We start from the raw sequence: 9,695 nt of genomic DNA, 5'->3' as shown, positions 1-9,695 counted from the left end.
CGTGTGCGGGCCGGCGCTTCCCCCACCGTTTAGGCATAAGTAGCATGGATCGCATCGTCGATAATTTCTTCAACGTCAGCGTCTTTAGCCAGTCGATGCCGTTGATCCTCAGTGGCTTCGGCATTACCGTATTGGTCTCCCTGCTTGTGATCATCATCGGGATGGCCTGGGGTCTGCTGCTCACCATCGTACGGACGATGGAAGTGCGCGCAATCAATGCGCTGATCATTTTCTACGTCGATTTCTTCCGAACAATGCCGCAGCTCGTCGTGCTCGTGCTGGTCTATTTCGGCCTGCCGTACATCGGCATCAAGCTTTCGCCGCTCGTGACCACCGTGTTGGGCCTTGGCGCGGTGCTGTCTGCGTTTGCATCGGAGATCTTCTGGTCGTCGATCAAAGCGTTGCCGCGTGGCCAGTGGGATGCAGCGCGCGCGCTCGGGTTCGGCTCCTTTCGCACGCTCTTCACCATTATTTTGCCGCAGGCTGTGCGGATGTCCATTCCCCTTCTGACCAACCGCGCCATCGCGGTAAGCAAGGGCACCGCGCTGGGCACCGCCGTGGCGTTGCCGGAAGTACTCGGGCAAGCGCAGAGCCTGGTCGGAATGCTGGCGAATCCATCGCCGCTTACGCTCGCGGCGGCATGTTACCTCGTGTTCTTCATCCCGCTGGTCGTGGCGAGCCGCTGGCTTGAGCGGGCTTACTGCGTTGGCTCCTGAGGCTCATATGGACCTATTCCTCGACAATTTCTTCAACCTGGAATCCCTGCGACAGGTTTATCCATTGCTGCTGCAGGGCCTGAAGCTGACCATCCTGCTTGCGCTGGTTGCGGCGCCGGTCTCCATCGCGCTCGGCGTTGCGATTGCCGTGGCTTACAGCTTCCATCGACGCTCGCTGAACCTCGCGCTGTTGACGTACATCGATCTGTTCAGGTCGTTTCCTGTGGTTGTCTTGCTCGCCCTGATCTTTTACGGCTTGCCGTTTTTTGGTATCACGCTGGACAGTTTCACCGCAGTGGTGCTAGCGCTGGCGCTAAACAATTCCGGCTACTACGGCGAAATCTTTCGTGCCGGGATTGAATCCGTTCCACACGGCCAGCGCGAAGCCGCGCGCTCGCTCGGGTTCGGCCCGATCCGTGAGATCGCCTATATCGTGCTGCCGCAGGCGGTGCGAAACGTACTTGCTCCGCTGGCGAGCAATTCTCTGGAACTGATCAAGGCAACGTCAATCGCTTCGCTCGTCTCGCTCCCGGAACTGCTGCGCTCGTCGCGCGTAGCTCAGGAGCAAACCTACAATCCGACGCCGCTGATCGCAGCGGCCCTGATTTTCTTCGTGCTGCTGTGGCCGATGGCGCGCTGGGTAGCACGCCTTGAACGCCAGACGCTGAAGAGCCGATAAGGTGCACCCATGACGACCTTGGTAACTGGAGGTACCGGCTTTATCGGCCTGGCGATCGCGGAGAGATTGCTACAAGCTGGCGAGCAGATCGTGCTCTTTGATCTGCCGATGGTGAGCGGCGAAACGTGTGCTTTAGCCTCTCAGCCAGGCTGCCGCATCGTGAATGGCGATATTCGTTCCGACGCCGATCTCGAGCGGGCTTTCGCAGCCGGGACGATCGACCGCGTGATTCATGCGGCTGCCATGACGCCCGGCCCCGAGAGTGAACGCGACGACGCCGCGCGTATCTTCGATGTCAACGTGGTTGCTACCGCCCGCCTGCTACAGCGGTGCGCACGTTCGCCCAACCTGAAACGGGTGGTCGTCGTTAGCTCGGTCTCCGTCTACGGCTTCACGGCACCGGCTGCGTCGGGTTGCTATGAGGAGAGCGCATCGACACCGGCGCCGGCGGGTCTTTATGGGATCAGCAAGCTCGCGGCCGAACAAGCGGCGTTGCGAATCGGCGAGCTTCACGGACTCGATGTGCGCGTTGCGCGGCTCGGGCCTGTATTTGGACCATGGGAACGCGCGAGTGGAGCGCGCGAGCATTTGAGCCCGCACCGGCAGGTGACGTGCGCCGCGATCGCCGGCGACGAGATCGTGTTGCCTCGACCGATGACCGCCGACTGGCTTTATGCCCGGGATGCGGCCGACGCGCTTGTGCGGCTTGCCGGCGCGCCAGCCTTGGCGCACGCGGTCTATCACATCGGTGGTGGTTGCCTGACCGACCTACCGCAGTGGTGCGCCGCACTCGCGCATCATTTTCCTGGCCTGCGTTGGCGTTTCAGTGAACCTGGCGAACCGGCGACGGTTGACTACGTGCTGCCAATGGATCGTCCCGCGCTAAGCATCGCACGACTGATGACAGAACTGAACTACGTCAGCCGCTTCGACCTGAAGGCCGCCGCCAACGACTATCTCGCGTGGCTTTCGAGTGATGCCAGCCCGGTCAACCAATTGGAGGGCAAGGATGCGACGTCTTGAGGGAAAGTCCGTGCTTGTCACCGGGGCCTCGTCCGGCATTGGTCGGGCGATCGCGCTGCGTTTCGGTCGTGAGGGCGCACGCCTTGTGCTCGCCGACATCACCGAGACCGTCCGCGAAGGTGGCGTTCCGACCGCGGACGTGCTGCGATTGGAGGGGCACGAAGTCGAATTCATCCGCACCGATGTCGCGCAGGAATCCGATGCCGACGCCGCGGTCGCCCATGCCGTGCGGCGCTATGGCCGGCTCGATGTGCTCGTCAACGATGCCGCGATCAGCGCGGGCAAGCCGCTGACGGAAACCACCATCGATGAATGGAATCGCGTTATGGCGGTGAATCTCACGGGTGTGTTCCTGATGTCGCGCGCGGCGGTCAGCGCGATGCTTAAGCAGGAAGTATGTCGCGAAGCGCGTGGCCGCATCGTCAACGTGTCGTCGCAGCATGGCATGGTCTGCGCGCCGCGCAACGTCGCGTATGGCACATCAAAGGCGGGCGTCGTCTACCTGACGCGCCAGATCGCGGTCGACTATGCCGACCAAGGCATCGTCTGCAATGCGGTTGCCCCCGGAAAGATCGTGACAGGCAAGGCAGGGCCGGCTGCCTCGGCGGTAGCCCTTGAATACTCGGAAGCCCGCACGCCGATGCCGCGCCTCGGACGCCCGGAAGATGTCGCAAGCGCCGCGCTCTTTCTCGCCTCAGACGAGGCGACTTTCATCACCGGCGAAAATTTAATGATCGACGGCGGCTGGATGGCCGCTTGACGAAACCTAGGTGAACCTTATGAGAGCCCTCGAGAACAATCCCCCCGCGCAAGATGCCGCAAGCCAGCCGGCCACGATAGAACTGCGCCGCGTTAGCAAATGGTTTGGCGAAACCCAGGTGTTATCCAATATCGATATGCGTGTGCAGCGCGGCGAGAGGATCGTCATATGCGGTCCATCCGGCTCGGGCAAATCCACGATGATTCGCTGCATAAACCGGCTGGAGGAACATCAGCAGGGCGAGATCCTGGTCGAAGGCGTGAGCCTCACCAAGAGCCCGCGAAATATCAGCTTCGTGCGCCGCGAGGTCGGTATGGTGTTCCAGCAGTTCAACCTGTTCCCGCATCTGTCCGTGTTGCAAAACCTGATGATCGCGCCGATGAAGATTCGCGGGATCAAGAAGAAGGAAGCGGAAGAAACAGCGCGCCATTTTCTTGAGCGCGTGCGCATCGGCGATAAGGCAGACCGCTATCCGGCCCAGCTCTCTGGTGGCCAGCAGCAGCGCGTGGCCATTGCCCGGGCGTTGTGCATGAAGCCGAAGATGATGCTGTTCGACGAGCCGACCTCGGCACTCGATCCCGAAATGATCAAGGAAGTTCTCGACGTGATGATGCAACTCGCGCGCGATGGCATGACGATGGTCTGTGTCACGCACGAGATGGGTTTTGCGCGCACGGTCGCGGACCGGATTCTCTTCATGGACAAGGGTGAAATCGTCGAAGAGGCGCAGCCGGAAGCGTTCTTCTCGATGCCGAAGAGCGAGCGCGCGAGAGCGTTTCTCGGCCAGATATTGAATCGATAAATTGATAAAGATTGAAAGGAGAGCAACTCATGGATTTAAAAATTTCCGGCCGTGTCGCACTTGTGCTTGGCGCCGGCGGTGGACTTGGCAGCGCTATTTCCCGCCAGCTCGCACAGGAGGGGGTGAGCGTCGCGCTTGCGGACGTGGATGAACAGGCGCTCGCCGCAACGGCCGCAAGCATCGAGGAGGACGGCGGGCGCTGTATCACGCACTGCTGGGAACTGGGCGACCGCGCCGCGGCCGACCGGCATGTGTCGCAGATCGAGCAACAATTCGGGCCGGTCGACATTCTTGTCAACAATACGGGCGGACCGCCGCCATCGGAAGCGAGCGGCGTCGATCCGGAAGTGTGGGCCAAACAGTTCAACGCGATGGTGTTGTCGGTGATCGCGATCACTGACAGGATTTTGCCGGGTATGCGCGCTCGGAAGTGGGGACGGGTGATCACGAGTTCGTCGTCCGGAATCATCGCTCCGATTCCCAATCTCGCTATGTCGAATGCGTTGCGGATGTCGCTGGTGGGATGGTCGAAATCGCTGGCCCGCGAGGTTGCCGCGGACAACGTGACGGTGAATGTGATTCTCCCTGGCCGGATTGCCACCAGCCGAATCCGGTATCTCGATGTGATGAAGGCTGAACGCCAAAACCGTCCGCTTGACGCTGTGATCAGCGAAAGCGTGGCTTCGATTCCGATGGCACGCTACGGCACACCGGCTGAATACGCAGACGTAGTTACCTTTCTTGCCAGTGAGCGCGCATCGTACATGACCGGATCGATCGTTCGCGTCGACGGCGGCTATCTGCAAAGCGTCTGAAGTGCTCGCGGCCGGCTCGCCCATGAGGGAGCGAGCCGGTTTGGGCGTTTGGAATACGCTCCGTCCATCAGGGGGGAGATTCCTGCGGCCCCCTGACTAAAAAGGCCTGAGCCGCTTCGGCGGGCCACGGCTTCTTCGATCCATGCCTGACGCGCCATGTCGCAGTCAGCAAGGACTCAGGTGATCCTGATCGACGGTGGCGCCATCGACGATGGTGGCATCGACAATCATGCCTTCCTTCATGATCAGCCCCCGCACGCGCAACATGATGCCGATCTCGTCGATCAGTTGTCGTGTCAGCTCGTCCCCGGCGAGCACGCGCTTCGCCATGCTGTCGTGCAGCGTGTCATGCAGCGCCTCGGCTGACAGCCCATACCACTGCTGAAGGAACCAGACGCGCGGCATCCGCTCCAGTCCGATCGGCTGCCGTCCACGATGGCCCTTGGCGCAGTACGGCTCGACCACCGACATCAGGCGCTTCTTGTCGCGATTTTCCGCTTCGGCAAGGCAGATCCATCACTTCATCTCCGACTCGTCTCTTGGGTATGCGCCCGGCAATACGTACAAGCCACTCAGCGATGACGTTCGCTCTGAGTAAATCAGTATTTACATAGCAAATATTTGTCTTGAGTGTTTAACCGGATGTTATACGCGGGCAATAAACGAGCATGCGACGAAAGAATTTTGCAAATTTATAATTCGAGCCATTCAGCCGGTTCCATGTCGCTGGATGGTGCGCATCCTCGTTTGCTTATCCATATCCCGCGTTACCAATAAACCTGTTGATCATCTTCTATCCATAGATTTCGTATTCAAAATTGTGTGGCTACGGAAAACAGGATGGACCAAGCCGAAGGCCATGGCGGACGCACCGCATCGAGAAACGAGCGCGCCGCTTACATCACGGAGGAAGACTACTCAAATGGAACACCGTCAACGTTTCGCTCCCAACACGGGCTTGTCGATATTTGCCGCAACGCTGGCCATCCTCGCGGCGCCAGGCATGGCCCGAGCGCAATCGAGCGTAACCCTGTATGGGAACATCGACACCTTCGTGACAAGCATTCATGCCGATGGCGTCCCCGCCGTCACGCGCATTGACGCCAGCGGCCTTTTCGGAAGCCGCTGGGGCATCAGAGGCAGTGAGGATCTGGGCGGTGGCAATAAGGCGACGTTCGCGCTGGAGAGCGGGATCAATTCGAACGACGGCACGCAGGCAGATTCGAACCGCCTTTTCAATCGGCAAGCGTGGGTCGGCCTAGCCAGCGGCCAATATGGTGAAGTGCGGCTCGGGCGCCAGAATAGTCCGCAATTCCTGATGGGCGGACGCCTGGATGCGTTTTACGCGGCGACACAGGCGTCAGGCTGGAACAACATGTCCGGCACAACGGTGCGAGCCGACAACGCGATCGGCTATATTTCGCCAGTGATTGCGGGGCTCAGGTTTCAGGGGCTGTATGCGCGCGGCGCTGTCTCCGGTGGCGCAATCCTGCCGCAGAATCAAGGAAATCAAAACGTTCATTTTTCGCTCGAGTACGACAGCGCGCCGGTCTATCTCGGCGCCAACTACGAGCGGGTGAAGAACGAAACGCTCGGCTATGCGATGACGCGGATGGTGGGCGGCGGTTCGTACACGCTTGACAGCCACTGGCAGTTCTTCTTCTCCGCCAACGACGAAAAGGCCTCCGACGGCACCATACATACCAACCTGCTTGCGACGTCCCTCGCTTACTCATTCACAGGCGCGTCAAGGCTCGCCCTTGGCTACGCATACACCCGCGACCATCTATCCGGCCTCGGTCACGGCAACGCCTCCCAGGTCGGCGCCATGTATAGCTATGCGCTGTCGAAGCGGACAACCCTCTACGCCACTCTCTCGCGGCTGAGCCAGCAAGGCACGCGCAGCAATTTCGTGCTGGGCGGTGCCGCTGTTGTGGAACCTTCGGCACGCATCAGGTCGGTGCCGGGCGGCGCGATCAACGGCACACAGCTTGGCATTGTCCATTTCTTCTGATACCCGCCCGAGGCCATCCACCCTATAAGGCAAGAAGGCAAGAAGATTGCCTATGCAATCGAGGGTGACACCGGTCCAGGGAAGACGTTTGGCGAAGGCTTTGCGGGCTTGCACCGTCAACCGGGACACGAGACTGCAGGCAGGGACACGCGCAAGCCGACGTGCGCAGCACACCCCTCGCGCCCGCACCGCATGCATCACACGTCGGCTGCCGTCGCTCGCGCCGCTAGCAGCAAACGCTGCCTTGGCGCGCGCCGCGGGGGGGGGTCTGTTCCTGCAGCGTCTTCGTGTTTGGCTTGGCACGGCGGAGCGCGTAGTAGCCGGAGCGGCTCACCCGCCCGCCATCTTCGAGCCGGTACATGAGGAGGAGGTCGCCACCAACATGACACTCTCGATAAACCGATAGTTGGCCTGAGAGAGGATGGTCCAGGTATTCCGGCGGTAGCGGACCATCGTTGGCGATCAGGAGCATCGTTGCCTCCTTGAGACCGCCCATGTTGTAGCGCCCAGAGTGGGCCGGTCGCTTTCAATCCTTGTCAAATTCCTTGGTCCTGTCGCTGGCTCGCGGCAGGCACGCTGTCTTCTGGTCTTTGGTGGTCATTGAACAATGGGAGAGGAGGGGGACGGAGCATCCATCCCCCTTGCCTGCTTGCGAATTGGCAGCCGAGCCGTCAGGCCGGCCGCTTTGCCCCGCACTCGCCGCAGAAGAGGTCGTCCGCCGCCATAGGGGCGTTGCAGGTGCCGCAGGCCAACGCCACGGCTGCAGGCGCCGCAACTTGCGCAGCCGCCTGAACCGCCGGCTTAGCTTGCGGCGATGCCTTGGCCTCACGCATGCGCTCCGCGGCACGGTCCCGCGCTTGCTCGGCCTGCCGCTTTGCCTGTGCCATGCGTTCCTTCAGCATCGCCTCCGAGTCCGAGAAGTCCATGCCGTTCACTGTCTGCAGATAGATCAGGCAAGTGCCATTGATAAAGGTCAGGAACGGGATCACCAAGGCAATCGTCAGCAGCAAGCCTGCGCCAAAGCCAAACGACTTGGCATAGGCCATGCCATCCTGCAGGGCAGCCATGTCGCCACGGCCATAGCCGCCGCCAAAGCCGCCGCCGTAGGCGTGCCCAAACGGATTGACGTCAGAGAACATCGCCAGCAGGGAGCTCATCGGGCTGGCACCCACCGCGCTCGACAGCGACGCCGACATGACGGCGCCATAGCCCAGAATGCCAAAGACCACGAATGACAGCACCACCACCAGCACCAGCAACAGAAACATGTTCACGATCACCTGGAGCAGCCGGTGACGCCCGATCTGCATCAACCGCGCCACCGTCTGCACCGCCGTGTTGCCTTCCCAGATAGCCGGCGCGGCCAGCGGGTAGCCCACGTACCCCAGGCCAGCGAACGTTGCGCCAATGACCACCGCCACCAGCGGGAACGCAAACGCGTACAACAGCGGCCCCAGGCCCGGGATCTTGCACAGCAGGAAGATCAGCAGCGCCCCCAGCAGCACCGCCAGGTAGCCCAGCAGCAGCAAGATGCCAACGCCAAGGAACCGGTGCGCGGTGAACACCGCCTGCAGCACCGCATCCACAAAGCCGATGGTGTGCCCCTGCGCCTGCCGCATCAGCGTGATGCCCACGGCGGAATACCCCACCAGCATCACCCCCAGCGTGACCAGACCAAGCAACAGGCCCAGGAAGAAGCTATGCGCGATCGTATAAGTGGTGAGCATGCCCGCGATCAGCGTTGCCACGCCCGCCATGCCGCACATCGCCAATGCGCGCCAGTTGGTGATCGCCTCTGCCGCCCGAAGCAACGCGTAGGAAGGCGCTGCAGCTTTTTCGTTTGTCGTCATGAACTTGTTTATCCGTATTGTTATCGGTTCTGCGGTTGCCTTAGTGATCAACGCAGTGATCGGCTCAGTGATCCAGCATGGCAACGGTGAACGTGTCGCCCACCCGCGCCAGCTGCAGTTGGTTTTCCCGGGTGATGCCAGGCTTGCCATTGAGCACCACCTGGCTCTTCAGGCGATATGTGCCCTGCGGGGCGCCGACCGGCAGCTTCAGCGTGAAGCTGTTGTCAAACTCACCGCTGCCCGGCGCCGAGCTGACGATCTTTTCGCCACGCTTGAATTCCTCTCCGGACGGCGCATAAACGGTCAGGATCTCCTTTACCTCCTGAACCGGCTCGTTGGTGCCGGACACGGCGCGGATCGTCGACTGCAGCTTGATCGCTTCGCCAGCCTTCACAGCACCGTTCGGTGTCACAACGGTGTTGTACGCATTCACCTCCGCAGTGCGTGGCAGGCGATTGCGGTTGCTCACCTTGTACTCGCGATCCACCTCTGCCGCGGTCTTGGTCTGCCGCGTGGCAACCTCGATCACCGCGCATGCAGCCAGACCGGCGGCCGCGCCCCCAATGGCGCCTTTGGTGCCGCCGATCAATGCACCCAAAATGGCACCGCCCGTGCCGAGCGCGGCGCAGCGCAGGACCGTGTCACTGCTGACAGTGCTTTCGCCGCCCTGGGTGGCGCAGCCGCTGGCCAGTAGCGCGCCAAGGGCCGCTACTAGAATCGTCTTCTGGAGTTTCATGATTTGCAGGTAGTTATTCGAGGGAGGTGTTGGAGCGCAGCGCTTCCATCTGCCTGGATTTGGCGTTGCTGATCAAAGCCTTGGCAGCGCGGTTGCCGGCGTCGATAGCCAGGACGCTTTCGCCTGTGGCGATGGCCTTGTCGTATTGGCCTTTGGCGACGTGGCCTTTTGCCTTGCGTAGCAACTCGTCGATCTTTGCGTCCATGGGATCGACCTGCACAACTGGCTTGGCGGGTTTGGCCGGTGGTGTGGGCGTGGGAACGGCCGGCGCCGTGCTGGCGAGCGGAGCCGGTTCCGGTG

The 9,695-nt window shown here is 61.3% G+C and carries 10 protein-coding genes and 2 pseudogenes; 7 read left to right on the top strand and 5 right to left on the bottom strand.

From position 1 onward, the window contains the following. The first annotated feature begins 44 nt into the window (after nucleotides 1–44). Genes AC1RWI_RS10105 through AC1RWI_RS10080 form a run of 6 tightly spaced genes read left to right on the top strand, consistent with a single transcriptional unit; the run spans nucleotide 45 to nucleotide 4,795 of the window. Nucleotides 45–716, top strand: coding sequence for an amino acid ABC transporter permease (locus AC1RWI_RS10105; RefSeq protein ID WP_043348986.1), 672 nt, complete (start codon nucleotides 45–47; stop codon nucleotides 714–716). Between the two features lie 7 nt (nucleotides 717–723). Next, complete coding sequence (locus AC1RWI_RS10100; protein ID WP_043348984.1) at nucleotides 724–1,395, top strand: amino acid ABC transporter permease; 672 nt, start codon at nucleotides 724–726, stop codon at nucleotides 1,393–1,395. A gap of 9 nt (nucleotides 1,396–1,404) precedes the next feature. Beyond that, nucleotides 1,405–2,418 (top strand): NAD-dependent epimerase/dehydratase family protein, encoded by a 1,014-nt coding sequence (locus AC1RWI_RS10095; protein WP_492866092.1) that lies wholly within the window; start codon nucleotides 1,405–1,407, stop codon nucleotides 2,416–2,418. Further along, nucleotides 2,405–3,178, top strand: a complete 774-nt coding sequence (locus AC1RWI_RS10090) for an SDR family NAD(P)-dependent oxidoreductase (RefSeq protein WP_492866090.1) — start codon at nucleotides 2,405–2,407, stop codon at nucleotides 3,176–3,178. The genes AC1RWI_RS10095 and AC1RWI_RS10090 overlap by 14 nt, the downstream gene beginning before the upstream one ends. 19 nt (nucleotides 3,179–3,197) lie before the next feature. Further along, on the top strand, nucleotides 3,198–3,980 hold the full coding sequence (locus AC1RWI_RS10085) for an amino acid ABC transporter ATP-binding protein (RefSeq protein WP_043348978.1): 783 nt from the start codon (nucleotides 3,198–3,200) through the stop codon (nucleotides 3,978–3,980). Nucleotides 3,981–4,009: 29 nt separating this feature from the next. Next, nucleotides 4,010–4,795: an SDR family oxidoreductase gene (locus AC1RWI_RS10080; RefSeq protein WP_043348975.1), complete on the top strand. Its 786-nt coding sequence runs from the start codon at nucleotides 4,010–4,012 to the stop codon at nucleotides 4,793–4,795. A gap of 204 nt (nucleotides 4,796–4,999) precedes the next feature. On the opposite strand, the pseudogene AC1RWI_RS10075 reads toward AC1RWI_RS10080, so the two are convergent. Further along, nucleotides 5,000–5,275: pseudogene (locus AC1RWI_RS10075) on the bottom strand (transposase); the annotation flags it as partial. A gap of 442 nt (nucleotides 5,276–5,717) precedes the next feature. On the opposite strand from AC1RWI_RS10075, the gene AC1RWI_RS10070 reads away from it, so the two are divergent. Then, a complete protein-coding gene (locus tag AC1RWI_RS10070; protein WP_492866087.1) occupies nucleotides 5,718–6,809 on the top strand; it encodes a porin in 1,092 nt (363 codons plus the stop codon). A gap of 226 nt (nucleotides 6,810–7,035) precedes the next feature. Here AC1RWI_RS10070 and AC1RWI_RS10065 read toward each other — a convergent pair. The 4 genes and pseudogenes from AC1RWI_RS10065 to AC1RWI_RS10050 form a co-directional block, all read right to left on the bottom strand. Next, nucleotides 7,036–7,311, bottom strand: a pseudogene (locus AC1RWI_RS10065) (type II toxin-antitoxin system YafQ family toxin); the annotation flags it as partial. A gap of 169 nt (nucleotides 7,312–7,480) precedes the next feature. Further along, a complete protein-coding gene (locus tag AC1RWI_RS10060) occupies nucleotides 7,481–8,659 on the bottom strand; it encodes a DUF883 domain-containing protein (RefSeq protein ID WP_492866085.1) in 1,179 nt (392 codons plus the stop codon). A gap of 64 nt (nucleotides 8,660–8,723) precedes the next feature. Then, nucleotides 8,724–9,395 carry a hypothetical protein gene (locus tag AC1RWI_RS10055; protein ID WP_492866083.1) on the bottom strand — a complete coding sequence of 224 codons (672 nt, stop codon included), beginning with the start codon at nucleotides 9,393–9,395 and terminating at the stop codon, nucleotides 8,724–8,726. A 13-nt stretch (nucleotides 9,396–9,408) separates the two neighbouring features. Then, a partial coding sequence (locus AC1RWI_RS10050) for a hypothetical protein (RefSeq protein ID WP_492866081.1) occupies nucleotides 9,409–9,695 on the bottom strand: 287 nt, incomplete at its 5' end.

Source organism: Cupriavidus sp. MPR-AND1C, from assembly GCF_058809705.1.
This window is presented reverse-complemented; position numbering and strand designations above follow the sequence as displayed.